The organism is Amycolatopsis acididurans (genome assembly GCF_012328925.1).
GTDB classification, from domain to species: Bacteria; Actinomycetota; Actinomycetes; order Mycobacteriales; family Pseudonocardiaceae; genus Amycolatopsis_E; species Amycolatopsis_E acididurans.
In genome coordinates, this window is sequence record NZ_JAAXLS010000008.1 from 159,617 (window position 1) to 174,439 (window position 14,823).

Genomic DNA, 14,823 nt, shown 5'->3' on the forward strand with positions numbered 1-14,823 from the left:
GACGCAGGGGTAGGTATGCGGGTCTTCAACGGTATCGGCGAACTCGCCGGCGCGGCGGGCGAGTCGCTCGGCACCACCGACTGGATCGTGGTGGACCAGGAGCGGATAGACACTTTCGCTCAGGCGACCGGAGATCACCAGTGGATCCACGTGGACCCGCAACGCGCCGAGGCGGGCCCGTTCGGCGGGACGATCGCGCACGGATTGCTGACGCTGTCCCTGCTGCCCGCGTTCCAGCGCGAGCTGTACCGCGTCGACGGGGTGCGCATGGCCATCAACTACGGCCTGGACAAGGTGCGGTTTCCCGCGCCCGTGCCGGCAGGCTCGAAACTGCGGGCGCATTCGACGATCACCGAGGTGACGCCGCTGGCGGATGCGGTGCAGCTCAAGGTGTCCACGACCATGGAGGTCGCCGGTTCGGATCGTCCCGCGTGCGTCGTCGAGTCCATCGTGCGGTACGTGGCATGAGCGCGGGGCTGGTCGAGGGCCGGATGGCGCTGGTCACCGGTGCCGCGCAGGGAATCGGGCTGGCGGTCGCGCGCACGCTGCATCAGCATGGGGCCGCGGTGGCGGTGGCCGACCTGGACGGTGAGCGGGCCGCGAAGGCCGCCGCGGAACTCGCGACCGACGGCGGACCGGCGGTGCTGCCCGTCGCGTGCGACGTGACCGACGAGCAGTCCGTGGCCGATGCGGTTGAGCGCGTCCAGCGCGAACTCGGGGGCCTCGACGTGCTCGTCAACAATGCGGGCATCACTCGCGACGCGTCCCTGAGGCGGATGCGGGCGGAGGACTTCGATGCGGTGATCAATGTTCATCTGCGTGGCACCTGGCTCGGCGTCCGGGCCGGAGCGGAGGTCATGCGCGAGGCGGGCCGCGGCTCGATCGTCAACATCTCGTCGTTGTCCGGCAAGTCCGGCAACCCCGGCCAGACCAACTACAGCGCCGCGAAGGCCGGCATCGTCGGCCTGACCAAGGCCGCGGCCAAGGAACTGGCGCACCGGGGCGTACGGGTCAATGCCGTGCAGCCCGGCCTGATCCGCACGGCCATGACCGAGGCGATGCCGCCCGAGGTCTTCGCGGAGCGGGAGGCCGCGATCCCGATGCGCCGGGCGGGTGAGCCGTCCGAGGTCGCCGGTGCCGTGCTCTTCCTGGCTTCCGATCTGTCCAGCTACATGACCGGAGCGGTGCTGGAGGTCGGCGGGGGGCGGTTGATGTGACGGCGAACGTCGTGCGGACCCGGATCGAGGGCTCGGTCGGGCACATCCTGCTGAACCGGCCCGAGGTCATGAACGCGATCACCGTGGAGCTGGGTGCGCAACTCGAGCGCGCGTTGAGACTGCTCGCACCCGCGGTCACCGTGATCGTGGTGCGTGGCGCCGGCGGCAACTTCTCGGCGGGCGGGGATTTCGGCGAGTTGCGGCGGCTGCGCGAGCAGGGGAGGGCCGCGCTCGCCCCGCTGTTCGACAACTTCGGCCGCGCCTGCGCACTCATCGCGCGGCTGCCGGTGCCCGTCGTCGCCGTGGTGGAGGGCTACGCGATGGCCGGTGGGTTCGAGCTGATGCAGGCGTGCGACATCGCCCTGGTCCACGAGAACGCGAAGATCTCGGACACACACCTGAACTTCGGGCAGGTGCCCGGTGGCGGCAGTAGCCAGCGGCTGCCACGGCTGGCCGGCAGGCAACGCGCGCTCGCCCACATACTCACTGGTGACCGGTTGACCGGCGCCGAGGCCGTCGCGTGGGGACTGGCCTATCGTTGCCTGCCCGCGGCAGGCTTCGAGGATGCGGTGGCGGCCTTCGCCGAGCGTCTCGCCGGGCACGACCGCGGCGCGCTGGAAACCGCGAAAAGACTGGTGTACGAGGGTTTACGGCTGCCGCTCGACGAGGGGCTCGCCCTGGAACGCGAGCACGTGATCGAGCACATCGTTGGCGACGCGGCGGGAGCGGCCATCGCCGGCTTCGCCGGTGGCGAGGGGAGTAGGGCATGAGGCGGCTCGTCGGTTCGGGACCGGTACTGCTCGACCTGGAAGACGACGGCATCGCGCGGATCCGGCTCAACCGCCCCGAGGCGGCGAACGGGATGAGCGTGCCGTTCCTGCGCGCCCTGCACGAGGTGGTTCTGCGCTGCCACGGCGAACCGGACGTGCGGGCGGTGCTGATCACGGGAGAGGGGAAGCATTTCTGCGCGGGCGGAGATGTCAAGACGTTCGCCGCCAAGGGTGAGCGCCTTCCGGACTACCTGCGCGAGGCGACCGCGTGGTTGCAGATCGCGACATCGGCGCTCATCCAGTTGCGCGCGCCGGTCATCGCCGCGGTGCACGGTTTCGCCGCGGGCGGGGGCGGGTTCGGGCTCGTGTGCGCCGCCGACTTCGTCATCGCCGAACGGTCCGCCCGGTTCATGTCCGGCGCGGTCCGGGTCGGCATGGCCCCGGACGCCGGGGTCACGGTCACGCTCACCCAGCTCGTCGGGCTGCGCAAGGCGATGGAGATCCTGCTGGCGAATCCGACGTTGACCGCCGACGAGGCCGCCGAGGCGGGCCTGCTCACCCGTGTCGTGCCGGATGGGCAGCTGCTGAAGGAGTCCTACGCACTGGCGCGCGAGCTGGCCGCGAATGCCCCGCTCGCGATGGCCGCGACGAAACGGCTGGTCTGGGGCGGCCTCGGCGGGGGCGTCGAGGCCAGGTTGCCCGAGGAAGCGCGCACGGTGGCCGAGCTGTCCGGGACCGCTGACTCACGGGAGGGGCTCGCCGCGGTACTCGAACGGCGTCCTGCTGTCTACAAAGGGCGGTGAGCGCGATGACGTGCGTGCTGACGGAGGACAAGGGCGCGATCCGGGTGCTGACACTCAACCGGCCCGAGGTCCGCAACGCGATCGACCTCGAGCTGCGCGTGGTGCTGGCCGAGGCGATCGAGACGGCGATGGACGTGCCGGACGTCCGCGTGGTCGTGCTCACCGGCGCGGGCGGTACGTTCTGCTCGGGCGGCGACATCGCCAGCATGCGGCGGCAGAGCGCGGCCGAGACACGGCCGCGGGCCGAGGCCGCGCAGCGGGTGATCCGGGCGATCTGGGACGGCCCCAAACCGGTGCTCGCCGCTGTGGAGGGGTACGCCTTCGGTGCCGGGGCGGCGCTGGCGATGGCGTGTGACCGGGTCATCGCCGCCGAGGACGCCGCGTTTTCGACTACGTTCACCGGTGTCGGGCTCGCCGGTGACATGGGCGTCTTCGCCTCGCTCCCGGCCAGGGTCGGTGGTGCCGTGGCCCGCCAGTTGCTGCTGATGCCCCGCAGGCTGAGCGGACCGGAAGCCGCCGCGATCGGCATGGCCGACGCGGTCGCCGGCTCGGGAGATGCGCTCGCGCGAGCGCTTGCCGATGCCGAGCGTATCGCCGAAGGGCCACCGCTGGCGATCGCCGCCATCAAGTACATGTTCACGGCCTGGCCGCGCGACCCCCGCCAGGTGCTGGAGGCCGAGATCGACACGCAGACCACCCTGTTCGACACGGACGACTTCGCGGAGGGGATCGCCGCGTTCCGTGAACGGCGGGCGCCGGTGTTCCGCGGTCGGTGACCGGCGCCCGCTCGTCTCACCGGGCGAGGTCGCGGCCGATGATCTCCTTCATGATCGCGGTCGTGCCGCCGTAGATCGTCTGGATACGAGTGTCCACAAAGGCCCTCGCCACCGGATACTCGGCCATGTATCCGTAACCTCCGTGCAGCTGCAGGCAGGTGTCCATGATCCGTTTCTGCAGTTCGCTGACATACCATTTGCCCTTGGCCGCGTCCACCGGCGTCAGGTGCCCGGCGTTGAACGCGAGCACCGACCGGTCCACGTAGGCCTGTGCCACGTCGATCTCGGTGGCCATCTCGGCCAGTTCGAACCGTACGTGCTGGAAGTCGCCGATCGGGTTGCCGAACGCGTGGCGTTGCCTGCAGTAGTCGCGGGTGACGTCGAAGACGGCACGGCAGTTGGCGATCGCCTTGACCGCGACGCCCAGCCGTTCACGCGGCAGATGGCTCATCAGGTACTGCAGGCCCCGGCCGGGTTCGCCGAGCACATTGGCCGCGGGAACCCGGACGTCTTCGAAGAACAGCTCGGCGGTGTCCTGCGCGGGCAGCCCGATCTTCTCCAGTTTGCGGCCGCGCTGGAAACCTGCCATGTCCCGCTCGACGGCGAACAGGGTGTACCCCCGCGAACCGGCATCCGGGTCCGTCCGCGCCGCGACTATCACGACGTCGGCCATGATGCCGCTGGAGATGAACGTCTTCTGTCCGTTGAGGATCCAGTCGTCGCCGTCCCTGCGGGCCGAAGTACGGATCCCGCGGAGATCGCTGCCCGCGCCCGGCTCGGTCATGGCCAGGGCGCCGATCAGTTCCCCGGTGGCGAAACCGGGCAGCCAGCGCCGTTTCTGCTCGTCCGTCGTCAGGTCGAGCAGGTAGTGCAGCACCAGATCGTCCTGCAGCGAGATGGTGAGTGCGAAGGACAGCGCGTGCACCTTCGCGGCCTCCTCCGCGGCGACCATCCGGTACCGGTAGTCCGGCTCGCCCGCACCTCCGTACTCCTCGGGAATCTGCAGTCCGTAGACGCCGTGCTTCGCCGCGGCGCGGAACACGTCGCGGTCGATCCAGCGCTCGGCTTCCCAGCGCGCATGGTGCGGGATGACCTCGCGGGCGAGGAATTCCCGGACCGTGTGGCGGTACATTTCGTGGTCGTCGGTGAAGATCTCGCGTTCCATGCTCAGCCCAGCCGCTCGATGACGGTCACGTTCGCCATGCCGCCGCCCTCGCACATGGTCTGCAGCCCGAAGCGGCTACCGGTGCGTTCCAGTTCGTGCAGCAGCGTGATCATGATGCGCGCACCGGATGCGCCCAGCGGATGTCCGAGCGAGATCGCGCCGCCGTTGACGTTGACACGATCCGGATCGGCGCCGATCTGGTGCTGCCAGGCGAGAACGACGCTCGCGAAGGCCTCGTTGACCTCGAACAGATCGATGTCGCCGACGCTGAGCCCCGTCTTCTTCAAGGCCCGCTCGGTGGCGGGCAGCGGGGCGATCAGCAGGTTGACCGGGTCCGCGCCCAGCACCGACAGGTGGTGGATGCGTGCCCGTGGGGTCAGCTCGTGCTCCCGGACCGCTCGTTCGGAGGCGATGAGCAATGCCGCCGACGCGTCGGAGATCTGACTGGAGACCGCGGCCGTGAGCCGTCCGCCCGGAACCAGCGTCTTGAGCTGGGCCATCTTTTCCAGTGAGGTGTCGACGCGAGGGCCTTCGTCACGCGTGACGCCGGCGATCGGCGTGATTTCCTTGTCGAATCGGCCTTCGCTCGCGGCATGTACTGCCCGTTGGTGGCTGCGTAGCGCGAATTCCTCCATGTCCGTGCGCTCGAAGCCGAAATCGGCCGCGATCGTTTCGGCCGAGTGGAACTGCGAGATCTCCCGGTCCCCGTACCGCGCCTGCCAACCCGCGCAACCGGTCCACGGATCGACGGCGCCGAACGGCTCACCGACGGCGAACGAGCTGAGGATGGGGTACTGGCTCATTTTCTGTACTCCGCCGGCGACTACGAGGTCGGCGGTTCCGCTGAGCACGGCCTGCGCGGCGAAGTGCACGGCTTGCTGCGACGAACCGCATTGGCGGTCGACGGTGACTCCCGGCACCGACTCCGGTAGCCCGGCCGCGAGCGCGCTGGTCCGGGCGATGTCGCCGGCCTGGGACCCGATGGTGTCGATGCAGCCGAACACCACGTCGTCGATCGCGGCGGGATCGAAGTCTCCGCGATCGACGAGCCTGCGGATCACGTGCGCGCCGAGGTCGGCCGGATGGACACCGGCCAGGCCGCCGCCGCGGCGGCCCACCGGTGTTCGCGCGGCGTCGACGAGGTAAGCCTCGGCCATGGTCTCTCCTTCGGTCGGAACAATTCGACTTATTTTAACCTATATTCAAAACAAGGACGAGGGTCTGTGCCGACGCGCTCGGCGAGGACTACGTAGGGAAGTCAGTATCCGTGCTGATTCGCGGCCGTCGCGTGATCAGCAGCCTGGAATCGGACGGGCACGGTGAAGTGGCCGCGGCGGCGGGAGGACCGGTGCGTTCGACGAGGAACCACGGATGAGTGTGACAGCGGACGAGCAGGTGTGGGCGCTCGTGACCGAGGCCAGGACCGGAGACCGTGCGGCGATCGGCCGGCTATACGAGTTGCACATGCGTGACATATTCGGGTTCGTCTACGCCCGGCTGGGAGACCGCCATCTCGCGGAGGACATCACCAGCGAGACCTTTGTCCGTGCGCTGCGCAGGATGGGGTCTTTGTCGCACCGGCGATCGACGTTCGCGGCCTGGCTCATCACGATCGCGCGGAATCTCGTCCTCGACGAGATGAAATCGGCGCGGCACCGTCGCGAGGTGGCGATGCCCGAGAACTTCGACGCACCGGGCGAGTCCGGCGACATCAGCGAGCTGATCTGGCGACGGCAGGCCGCCCAGGAGGCACTGCGCCGGCTCGCCACCCTGACTCCCGACCAGCGGACCTGCCTGGAACTGCGGTACCTGCGCGGATTGTCGGTGGCTGAGGTGGCGCACGAGATGCGGAAACCTTCGGGCGCGGTCCGCGCCGTGCAGTTGCGCGCCCTCAGGAGGCTCAGGGAGCTCATCCCGCCCGCCATGCTCGAAGCGCCGGCCGGCGGGGCGGGAGGGGCCGCGAGCGATGGACCGTGACGACTTCGCGACTCCGGCGGTGATCACGGCGGGCAGCGGGCGTGTGCTTTCGCACGGTGAACTCGCTCGTCGCGCCGGGAGACTCGCCGCGAAGCTGCACGAGCGGGGTTTGCGGAGCGGGGACGGCGTCGCGTTGCTGGCGGAAAACGCGCCGGAAGCCTACGAAGTGTGCCTCGCGGCCCTGCGTTCCGGTCTCGACCCCGTGGCGGTCGACACCGCGCTCTCGCTCGACGAGGCCGCGTACGTCGTCAACGACAGCGAGGCCCGGGCCCTCGTCGCGGGTGGTGCGACGCTGGGTCTTGCCACGGCGTTGCGGCCGCTGACGCCCCGCGTCGATGTGCGGTATGCCTTCGATGGTGAGGCCGACGGTTACGAGCCTTACGAGGATGCCCTGACCGGCATCGCCCGCGACCGGCCCTCCGGCGTGCGGGGCGCACCGATGGTGTACACGGCCGGCGTCACCGGACGGCCGAAGGGCGTCGTGCCCGACGCGGCCCGCGTGGCCACCACGGCCCGGCTGCTTTCGAAGTTGTGTGCCTTACGCGAGAACACGATCGCGTTCCTGCCCGTGCCGCTGGCGGACCCGGTGGCGGTGCATCTGGCGACCGCCGTGCACGACGCCCGGGGGACGGTGGTCAGCGCGGCGCCGTTCGCCCCGGAGGACGCGCTCGGCGGGATCGAACGGCACCGCGTGACCCTCGTCCACTTGGTACCCGATCTGGCTCTGCAGCTGATCGCGTTGCCCTCCAGGGTCCGCGCCCGGTTCGACATGTCCACTGTGGAGCGCGTGATCGTCAGCGGTGGCCCCTGCCCGTCCGGAGTACTGGACGCGCTGTCCGGCTGGTGGGGGGCGAGGACCACCGAGATCTACGGCGGCGCCGAATGGCCGGTGGTGGCCGCGCTCGATGCGGAGGAACGGGCTGCGCGGCCAGGTTCGGCGGGTCGTGCCGTCGAGGGGACGCTGCACATCTGTGACGAGCGGGGGGTGGAGCTTCCCACCGGGAGGACCGGCCTGGTCTATCTGACCGGTGCCTGGGCCGAATACCACGGCGCTCCCGGCTGGTCCGGTGCCGCTCGGCATCCGTGGCAGACGCGGTGGGTGACCCTCGGCGACCGCGGGAGCCTGGACGACCGGGGCTACCTGTACCTCGCCGAACCCGGGATGGGCGAGGCGGTGCTGGCCGCGCACCCGGCGGTGGCCGGCGTGGCCGTGCTCACGATTCCGGATGCCGGGGCGGGTGAGCGGGTACGGGCGGTGGTCCGGGTCGTGGCAGGGGTGCGACCCGGACCGCCGCTCGCCGCCGAACTGATCGAGCATGTGCGCGACAAATGCGGCGACGGCCAGGCGCCGCACACGGTGGACTTCGTCGACGACCTGCCGCGCACCTCGGCGGGCAAGGTCCTCCGGCGCAAGCTCCTGCACCGCTATGCGATGGCCGACGGTGTCCTCGTCTGAGCGCCTTCACGAGCGCGGGGCAGCGCCGTTCTGTTGTTCGGCCATGAACGCGATGATCTGGTGGCGCGACGTGAAACCCAGCTTCGTCATGATGTTGGCGACGTGGGTCTCCGCCGTGCGTTTCGAGATGACCAGGCGTTCCGCGATGTCCCGGTTGGACAGTCCGGTTGCGACGAGTCGCGCGATCTCCCGTTCCCGCCGGGTCAGCGGGCCGCCGTATCCCGGCGCGGCCGGCGGCGCGCTGTCCTTCTTGCCCGGCGGACGATCGGTCAACGCGTATTCGATCGCGGCCGCCGCGTCGAGCGCGCGGCCGCGATCCCAGGCCGTCTGGTACGGCTCGTCCCCGAGTACGGACCGCGCCATTTTGAGGCAGTGCTCGTGCTGCACGAACAGACCCGGCAACGCTTCGGTCGAGGTCTCGATCGCCTCCCAGTGGTTCTGCGCGGCGCCCAGCAGCATCGCCGCCCGCTCGGCGTCGCGCTGCGCGCCGATCCACGCCAGCGCTTCCAGGCACAGGCCGAGGCCCAGTCGTTCGTTCATGCGGGACATCAGGCGCAGTCCGTCGCGCTCGAGCCGGGTCGCGGTCTCGAGGTCGCCCGCCGCCAGATGCGCGAGTCCGGCGATCCACAGCGAGTGCGCCCTCGACCAGCATTCGCCGACCGGTTCGGTGATGGCCAGGCACTCGTCGTGGCATGCCAGGGCCTGTTCCAGGTCGCCGGCGAAGGTGTGGGCCAGTTGCACGAGCGCGAGCGTGTGGGCGGTCTGGGCGTGGTCGCCCGAGGCGCGGAAGCCGGTCAACGCCTCGGTGAACAGCGGGATCGCACGGTCCAGGTCGCCCGCGAACATCGCGACGAACGCTTCGGCCTGGGTGAGCTTGGTCCGGACCCGGGGCTCGAGTCCGCTCGCGGCATCGAGGCCGTCCGCGAGCAGCCGGCTTGCCGCGGGCAGGTCACCCTGCATGGCCGCCCACCAGCAGGCCGTTCGCAACGCGAGCGCCCGCGTCTCGGTCGGTTCCGGGGCCAGCGGCAGCAGCCGGTCGAACCAGAGCCGACCGACGCGGAACAGCCCGTCGGCCAGGCCGTACTCGAGCAGGCTGGCACCCATCCGCAGGCCTGGTTCCGCGGCCCCTGGCTCCATGAAACAGAATTCCAGCGCCGCCTGCATGTTGCTCTGCTCGCGCCGGAGCCGGTCGATCCATTCGACCTGCCGGGCGCTCATCCACTCGGCCGCGGCCTGCTCCGCCAGCCCGACATGGAAGTCGCGATGGCGGCGGCGTAGCTCGCTGACCAGCCCGAGCTCGGCCAGCTCGCGCAGGCCGCGCTGCCGCAGGGGAGTCAGCATCCGGAACCGGGTCCGGTCATCGTGGGTCTCGGCACTGAGTACCGATTTGTCGACCAGGTCGAGGAGCACGTCCGGGAGCGTGATCTCGCCCCGGTCGCCCGCGCAGACGGCGGTGGCCGCGTCGAGTTCGAAACCGCCCGAGAACACGGCCGTGCGCGCCCACACCTCCCGCTCGGCCTCGGAGCACAGGTCGAAACTCCACTCGATGCAGGCCGCCATCGTGCGCTGCCGGTCGGGCGCGGTGCGGTCACCATGGGTCAGCAGATCCTGCCGGTCGGCCAGCGCGGACGCGAGTTCGGCTGCCGACATCGCACGCAGCCGTACCGCGGCGAGTTCGAGGGCCAACGGGATGCCCTCGAGGTGGCGGCATACGGCCGCGACCGCGTCCCGGTTGTTCTCGGTGATCGTGAAGGACGGCTGCACCGCGCGAGCCCTGTCGACGAACAGGCTGACCGACTCGTACTGGTGCAGCGTGGCCTCGGCGGGACCACGCGCGGGCACCGTGAGCGGTGCGACGGCATGCACGGTCTCCCCCCGGATGCGCAGCGGTTCGCGGCTGGTGGCCAGTACCCGCAGGTGGGCGCAGGTCCGCAGCAACGTGTCGGTCAGCATCGCACAGGTGTCGATCAGGTGCTCGCAGTTGTCGAGCACGATCAGGGTCTCGCGGGAGCGCAGATACTCCACCAGCGCGCCGGGAGCGGTGCGCGTCGATCGTCCTTGCAGGCCGAGTGCGGTGGACACGGCGTGTGGCAGCCAGTCCGGGTCGTTGACACCGGCCAGCGAGACGAACCAGACACCGTCGGTGAAGGCGCGCCGCAGTTCCTGGGCCACGCGCAGTGCCAGCCGGGTCTTGCCGACGCCGCCGAACCCGGTCAGCGTGACGAGCCGGGCGTCGGCCAGCAGGCGCCTGATCTCGGCACGTTCGTTCCTGCGCCCGACGAAACTCGTCAGCTCGGCGGGCAAGGTGGCCGAGTGCTCCCGCTCCGGTGCGGGTTCGCCCATGCTGCAGCCTCCCGGTGCGATGGTCCGGATGGAGTAGCAGTCTAGCGCCTTTCGTCGCGAGATCGGGCCGGATGGGCCGAGGCCGACATCGCCGAGGACCAGCAAATATTAGTTGAATTTAGATTTGAAAATGGATAGTATCGGCATGCTCGGCCCCCGTCCTGCGTGCCGGGCCGGCTGCACCTAAACCATCCGTGGAGGACCAATGTCGTTTCGCAACGAGGATGAGGCTCGCCGCTACATCGGCGGTATTTTCGAGACCGCGTTCAAAGATGAGGAGATCGGGCCGAAGCTTGTCGACACCGGGCTGGTGCTGCGCTTCGCGTTCACCGACCCCGAGGCCGTACTGGTGATCGACATGGGGCAGCAGCAGGTGTACCAGGGTGATGGCTCAGGCCTGACACCGTCGGCCACGATGTCGATGAAGTGCGAAACGGCCAACGCCTACTGGCAAGGCAAGGTCAACCTGCCTTTCGCCATGGCGCGCGGCAAGATCGCCGTCGACGGCAACGTGGCGAGCCTGCTCAAGCTCGCTCCGCTCGGCAAGAAGCTGTACCCGGTCTACATCGACAACCTCACCAACGACGGGCGCACGGACCTGCTGGTCTGACGAGCCCGTGCACAGTCCGCCGAAGTACTGAAAACAGGAGCGTCGATGACGTCCACCATGCCGACAACCCGTTCCTACGACCCGGTTTCCGTGTCCCCGCTGTCGTTCTGGGCCGCCACGGCCGAGGAGCGGGAGCGGAGTTTCCGCATACTGCGCGACGAGCGACCGGTGAGCTGGCACCCTCCGCTGGAGGGGGCGCTCATGCCGCCGCAACAGGAGGGTGTCTGGGCCGTCGTCCGCCACGAGGACATCGTGCGGGTGAGCAAGGACTACGAGACGTTCTCCTCCGCACACGGCGTCATGCAGGAGGAGGTGCCCGAGGACATTCTCGACGCGGCGCAGTCCTTTCTCGGCATGGACCCGCCGCGGCATACGCGGCTGCGCCGGCTGATCAGTTCGGCGTTCACGCCGAGGCAGGTCGCGAAGATCGAGGAGCAGATTCGTGGCCAGGCGAAACGGATCGTCGATGAGCTGATCGAGGCCGGCGACTGCGACTTCGTGGCGCAGGTGTCCAAGCGGCTTCCCATGTGGACGATCTACGAGATGATGGGGCTGCCCGAGCAGTATCGCGAGGCCGCCGCCGAGGGCGCGGACGGCATGGTCTCGTGGGCGGACGAGGACGTGGCCGCGGGGCGCGAGCCAGGGCAGGTGCTCAACGACGCCTTGATCAGCCTGCTCACGATCGGCATGGACCTGGCCGAGATGCGCCGCGCGAAACCCACCGAGGACCTGATGACCAACCTCGTCCAGGCCGAAGTGGACGGTCAGCGGCTGACCGACGAGGAGATCGGTGCGTTCTTCGTGCTGTTGTCCGTCGCGGGCAACGACACCACCCGGAACACGATCAGCCTGACCACGAAGGCGCTGTGCGAGTTCCCGGACCAGCGGGCGCTGCTGCTGGAGAACTTCGAAGGCCGGATCGGCACCGCGATCGAGGAGTTCGCGCGCTGGGTCACGCCGGTGATGACGTTCCGGCGCACGGTCATGCGCGACGTCGAGCTCGGTGGACAGCAGCTGTCCGAGGGGGAGTGGGTCGTCATGTTCTACTCTTCGGGCAACCGCGACGAGCGGGTGTTCAGCGAGCCGGAGCGCTTCGACATCACGCGCAGCCCGAATCCGCACGTGGCCTTCGGCGGCGGTGGGCCGCACTACTGCATGGGCAACATGCTGGCGAAAACCCAGCTCCGGGCGCTTTTCGACCAGCTGCTGCACCGAGTACCGGAACTACAGGTTTCAGACCCGACCTACTTGGTGGGCAACTTCGTCCGTGGTGTCAAGAGCATGCCCTGCACGCTTCGGTGACATATGAGTAAGGGCCCTGGCGCGCGCCAGGGCCCTTACTCATGTGTCCGCTAGATCTCCGGGGCGGGTACGAGTCCGGAGAGCACCGCGCCGGTGATGCCGCCGTCGACGACCATGGCGTGCCCGTTGACCCAGCGCGCCTCTGGTGATGCCAGGAAAACGATCGGGGCGGCGATGTCCTCAGGGCTGGCGTGCCTGCCGAGCAGGAACTTGAGGCCGTCCAGGGTGTCCTTGCCCATCGAGTCCTCGAAATCCGGCAGTATCGGCGTGTCCACGGGGCCCGGAAGCACGGCGTTCATCCGCAGGCCGAGTTCCACCAGGCCGGTGCCCATCGCCATCGTGTAGACGGTCAGGGCTTCTTTGGACAGGTTGTAGGCGTTGGTGTCCTGTGGGTTCCGCCGGAACCAGTCCAGCCCCGCCTCGAAGGATTCCGCGGCCAGCAGCTCGCGCAGCAGCGGAAGCCGCTCCGCCCACTGGAACCCGGCCGTGGAGGAGACGTTCACGATCGCGCCGCCGGTGTTGAGTGATTCGAACATCGACTCCGTGAGATGGCGCAGGCCGAGGAAGTTCACCGAGAACACCAGTTCCGCCGGTGCGGTGCCGGGAATGCCGGCCACGTTGATGAGCGCGTCCCAGCCGGTGCCGAGCTCGGCGACCGCCGCGTCGATGCTCGCCGGGTCGGCCAGGTCGACGCGTACGAAGCGCTCGACGGGTGCGGTGGGCTCGTTGCGGTCAAGACACGTGACCGAGGCGCCGGCCTTGCCGAGGTGCTCGGCGACCGCGTGGCCGATGCCGGATGCCGCGCCCGTCACGACGCAGCGCAGCCCCGAAACAGTCGTCATGGTGGTCCTTTCGCCGGAGGGTAGGTCTCGAATATAATTTAATCTAAACTAGAAGAGACGACGTTGTCCACGGGCCCGATCCCGCAGCCGGTGCGGTCTCGAGGACAGTTCCAGGAGGGCCCAGTGGTACCGATCCCACCCCAGACCCAGGTCAACGGCCATGTTCGCGATGCGGCTCGTGTCGCGACCGCCGAGATCGACGATGCGGTCGGCCGGTTACGGCAGACCTTCGCCGAAGGTCGCACCCGTGACCTGGCCTGGCGTACGCGGCAGTTGCGTGCGCTCGAGCGGATGCTCGACGAATGCGAAGACCAGATCGCGGGCGCGCTCGCCGAGGACCTGGGCCGGCCGCCGGCAGAGGCGTGGCTGGGGGACATCGCGTCGACGAAGGCGGAGGCCGTGTTCGCGCGTAAGAACCTGCGGAAGTGGACCAAGCGGCGGCGCACCGGCCTGTCCCTCTCCAATCTCCCCGGCCGCGGTTGGTACCAGTACGAGCCGCTCGGAGTGGTGTTGATCATCGGGCCGTGGAACTACCCGGTGTATCTGTCCCTCGGACCGCTGGTGGGTGCGCTCGCGGCGGGCAACTGCGCGGTGATCAAACCCTCCGAACATGCTCCGGCGTCGTCGCGGCTGCTCACCCGGCTGGTGCCCGAGTACCTCGACGGCGACGCCGTCGCCGTGCTGGAAGGCGAAGCGGAGGTGACGCGGCAACTGCTCGGTCAGGGCTTCGACCACGCCTTTTTCACCGGTGGCACCGAAATCGGCCGGATCATCATGCGAACCGCCGCCGAGCACCTGACGCCGGTGACGCTGGAGCTCGGCGGCAAGAGCCCGGTGATCGTCACCGAGGACGCCGACATCGAAGTCGCCGCGCGCCGCGTCGCGTGGGTCAAGCTGATGAATTCGGGACAGACCTGCATCGCGCCCGACTACGTGCTGGTCGAGCACGCCGTTCAGAAGCGCTTCGTCTCCGCGGTCACCGATGCCATGCGGCAGTTCCGGTCCGATGCGGACCAGGCGGCGATGCGCATCGTCAACAGTCGTCAGTTCGATCGTCTGGCCGGTTTGCTGTCGGCCACGGGCGGCTCCGTCGCGCTCGGCGGCGGCACCGACCCGGCGGCCCGGGCCATCGAGCCCACCGTCGTGGTCGACCCGGCGCCCGATTCGGCGCTGATGAGCGAGGAGATCTTCGGGCCGATCCTGCCGGTGCTCGGGGTGAACTCGCTCGACGACGCGCTCCGGTTCGTCAACTCACGGCCCAAACCCCTGGCGGTGTACCTGTTCAGCCGTTCCGGGCGAGTGCGCGAGAAGGTGGTGAGCGAGACCAGTTCGGGCGGTGTCGTCGTCAACCACGTCGCGATGCACTGCCTGGCGCCGCAACTGCCCTTCGGTGGAGTCGGTGACAGCGGCATGGGCGCCTACCACGGGCGCTGGGGTTTCGAAACGTTCAGCCATCGCAAGGCGGTGCTGGCCAAGCCGTCGCGCCCGGACCCGAAGCTGGTCTACCCGCCCTACACACCGGGCAAGCTCCGGCTGATGAAGCGGTTCTTCTGAAAGGACGA

Annotated in this window: 14 protein-coding genes; 10 read left to right on the top strand and 4 right to left on the bottom strand. The window is 69.2% G+C overall.

The genetic code is table 11. The annotated features are described in order from the left end of the window. The first annotated feature begins 15 nt into the window (after window positions 1-15). Genes HFP15_RS15070 through HFP15_RS15090 form a run of 5 tightly spaced genes read left to right on the top strand, consistent with a single transcriptional unit; the run spans window position 16 to window position 3,566 of the window. Window positions 16-468 carry a MaoC family dehydratase gene (locus tag HFP15_RS15070; protein ID WP_168515855.1) on the top strand — a complete coding sequence of 151 codons (453 nt, stop codon included), beginning with the start codon at window positions 16-18 and terminating at the stop codon, window positions 466-468. After that, on the top strand, window positions 465-1,217 hold the full coding sequence (fabG, locus tag HFP15_RS15075) for a 3-oxoacyl-ACP reductase FabG (protein WP_168515857.1): 753 nt from the start codon (window positions 465-467) through the stop codon (window positions 1,215-1,217). The genes HFP15_RS15070 and fabG overlap by 4 nt, the downstream gene beginning before the upstream one ends. Beyond that, the gene (locus HFP15_RS15080) at window positions 1,214-1,987 is read left to right on the top strand and encodes an enoyl-CoA hydratase/isomerase family protein (RefSeq protein ID WP_312871600.1); all 774 of its coding nucleotides are present in this window, start codon (window positions 1,214-1,216) and stop codon (window positions 1,985-1,987) included. Before fabG ends, HFP15_RS15080 begins: the two co-directional genes overlap by 4 nt. Next, the gene (locus HFP15_RS15085; RefSeq protein WP_168515859.1) at window positions 1,984-2,790 is read left to right on the top strand and encodes an enoyl-CoA hydratase/isomerase family protein; all 807 of its coding nucleotides are present in this window, start codon (window positions 1,984-1,986) and stop codon (window positions 2,788-2,790) included. Before HFP15_RS15080 ends, HFP15_RS15085 begins: the two co-directional genes overlap by 4 nt. 5 nt (window positions 2,791-2,795) lie before the next feature. Beyond that, complete coding sequence (locus HFP15_RS15090; RefSeq protein ID WP_168515861.1) at window positions 2,796-3,566, top strand: enoyl-CoA hydratase/isomerase family protein; 771 nt, start codon at window positions 2,796-2,798, stop codon at window positions 3,564-3,566. A gap of 16 nt (window positions 3,567-3,582) precedes the next feature. Here the strand turns inward: HFP15_RS15090 and HFP15_RS15095 are convergent, their stop codons facing one another. Together HFP15_RS15095 and HFP15_RS15100 are read right to left on the bottom strand one after the other, a co-directional pair. Then, window positions 3,583-4,731, bottom strand: coding sequence for an acyl-CoA dehydrogenase family protein (locus HFP15_RS15095; protein ID WP_168515863.1), 1,149 nt, complete (start codon window positions 4,729-4,731; stop codon window positions 3,583-3,585). 2 nt (window positions 4,732-4,733) lie between these two features. Then, window positions 4,734-5,888, bottom strand: coding sequence for an acetyl-CoA C-acetyltransferase (locus HFP15_RS15100; RefSeq protein ID WP_168515865.1), 1,155 nt, complete (start codon window positions 5,886-5,888; stop codon window positions 4,734-4,736). A gap of 214 nt (window positions 5,889-6,102) precedes the next feature. On the opposite strand from HFP15_RS15100, the gene HFP15_RS15105 reads away from it, so the two are divergent. Together HFP15_RS15105 and HFP15_RS15110 are read left to right on the top strand one after the other, a co-directional pair. After that, window positions 6,103-6,708 carry an RNA polymerase sigma factor gene (locus HFP15_RS15105; RefSeq protein WP_168515867.1) on the top strand — a complete coding sequence of 202 codons (606 nt, stop codon included), beginning with the start codon at window positions 6,103-6,105 and terminating at the stop codon, window positions 6,706-6,708. Next, the gene (locus HFP15_RS15110; protein WP_168515869.1) at window positions 6,698-8,164 is read left to right on the top strand and encodes an AMP-binding protein; all 1,467 of its coding nucleotides are present in this window, start codon (window positions 6,698-6,700) and stop codon (window positions 8,162-8,164) included. The genes HFP15_RS15105 and HFP15_RS15110 overlap by 11 nt, the downstream gene beginning before the upstream one ends. A 6-nt stretch (window positions 8,165-8,170) precedes the next feature. On the opposite strand, the gene HFP15_RS15115 is transcribed toward HFP15_RS15110, so the two are convergent. Further along, window positions 8,171-10,507 carry a LuxR C-terminal-related transcriptional regulator gene (locus tag HFP15_RS15115; RefSeq protein WP_168515871.1) on the bottom strand — a complete coding sequence of 779 codons (2,337 nt, stop codon included), beginning with the start codon at window positions 10,505-10,507 and terminating at the stop codon, window positions 8,171-8,173. Between the two features lie 205 nt (window positions 10,508-10,712). Here HFP15_RS15115 and HFP15_RS15120 point away from each other — a divergent pair, with 205 nt between their 5' ends. Then, entirely contained in the window at window positions 10,713-11,117 is a 405-nt protein-coding gene (locus HFP15_RS15120) for an SCP2 sterol-binding domain-containing protein (RefSeq protein ID WP_168515873.1), read from the top strand. 45 nt (window positions 11,118-11,162) lie between these two features. Continuing rightward, window positions 11,163-12,419: a cytochrome P450 gene (locus HFP15_RS15125; protein ID WP_168515875.1), complete on the top strand. Its 1,257-nt coding sequence runs from the start codon at window positions 11,163-11,165 to the stop codon at window positions 12,417-12,419. 50 nt (window positions 12,420-12,469) lie between these two features. Here the strand turns inward: HFP15_RS15125 and HFP15_RS15130 are convergent, their stop codons facing one another. Beyond that, window positions 12,470-13,261, bottom strand: coding sequence for a coniferyl-alcohol dehydrogenase (locus tag HFP15_RS15130; protein ID WP_168515877.1), 792 nt, complete (start codon window positions 13,259-13,261; stop codon window positions 12,470-12,472). 123 nt (window positions 13,262-13,384) lie between these two features. Here HFP15_RS15130 and HFP15_RS15135 point away from each other — a divergent pair, with 123 nt between their 5' ends. Then, on the top strand, window positions 13,385-14,815 hold the full coding sequence (locus HFP15_RS15135; RefSeq protein WP_312871601.1) for an aldehyde dehydrogenase family protein: 1,431 nt from the start codon (window positions 13,385-13,387) through the stop codon (window positions 14,813-14,815). Window positions 14,816-14,823: the final 8 nt, after the last annotated feature.

Excerpts from the sequence above, each read along its gene's own strand:
- HFP15_RS15070 (WP_168515855.1), top strand. The coding sequence starts at position 16 with ATGCGGGTCTTCAACGGTATCGGCGAACTCGCCGGCGCGGCGGGCGAG.
- fabG (WP_168515857.1), top strand. The coding sequence starts at position 465 with ATGAGCGCGGGGCTGGTCGAGGGCCGGATGGCGCTGGTCACCGGTGCC.
- HFP15_RS15085 (WP_168515859.1), top strand. The coding sequence starts at position 1,984 with ATGAGGCGGCTCGTCGGTTCGGGACCGGTACTGCTCGACCTGGAAGAC.
- HFP15_RS15090 (WP_168515861.1), top strand. The coding sequence starts at position 2,796 with ATGACGTGCGTGCTGACGGAGGACAAGGGCGCGATCCGGGTGCTGACA.
- HFP15_RS15095 (WP_168515863.1), bottom strand. The coding sequence starts at position 4,731 with ATGGAACGCGAGATCTTCACCGACGACCACGAAATGTACCGCCACACG.
- HFP15_RS15100 (WP_168515865.1), bottom strand. The coding sequence starts at position 5,888 with ATGGCCGAGGCTTACCTCGTCGACGCCGCGCGAACACCGGTGGGCCGC.
- HFP15_RS15105 (WP_168515867.1), top strand. The coding sequence starts at position 6,103 with ATGAGTGTGACAGCGGACGAGCAGGTGTGGGCGCTCGTGACCGAGGCC.
- HFP15_RS15110 (WP_168515869.1), top strand. The coding sequence starts at position 6,698 with ATGGACCGTGACGACTTCGCGACTCCGGCGGTGATCACGGCGGGCAGC.
- HFP15_RS15115 (WP_168515871.1), bottom strand. The coding sequence starts at position 10,507 with ATGGGCGAACCCGCACCGGAGCGGGAGCACTCGGCCACCTTGCCCGCC.
- HFP15_RS15120 (WP_168515873.1), top strand. The coding sequence starts at position 10,713 with ATGTCGTTTCGCAACGAGGATGAGGCTCGCCGCTACATCGGCGGTATT.
- HFP15_RS15125 (WP_168515875.1), top strand. The coding sequence starts at position 11,163 with ATGACGTCCACCATGCCGACAACCCGTTCCTACGACCCGGTTTCCGTG.
- HFP15_RS15130 (WP_168515877.1), bottom strand. The coding sequence starts at position 13,261 with ATGACGACTGTTTCGGGGCTGCGCTGCGTCGTGACGGGCGCGGCATCC.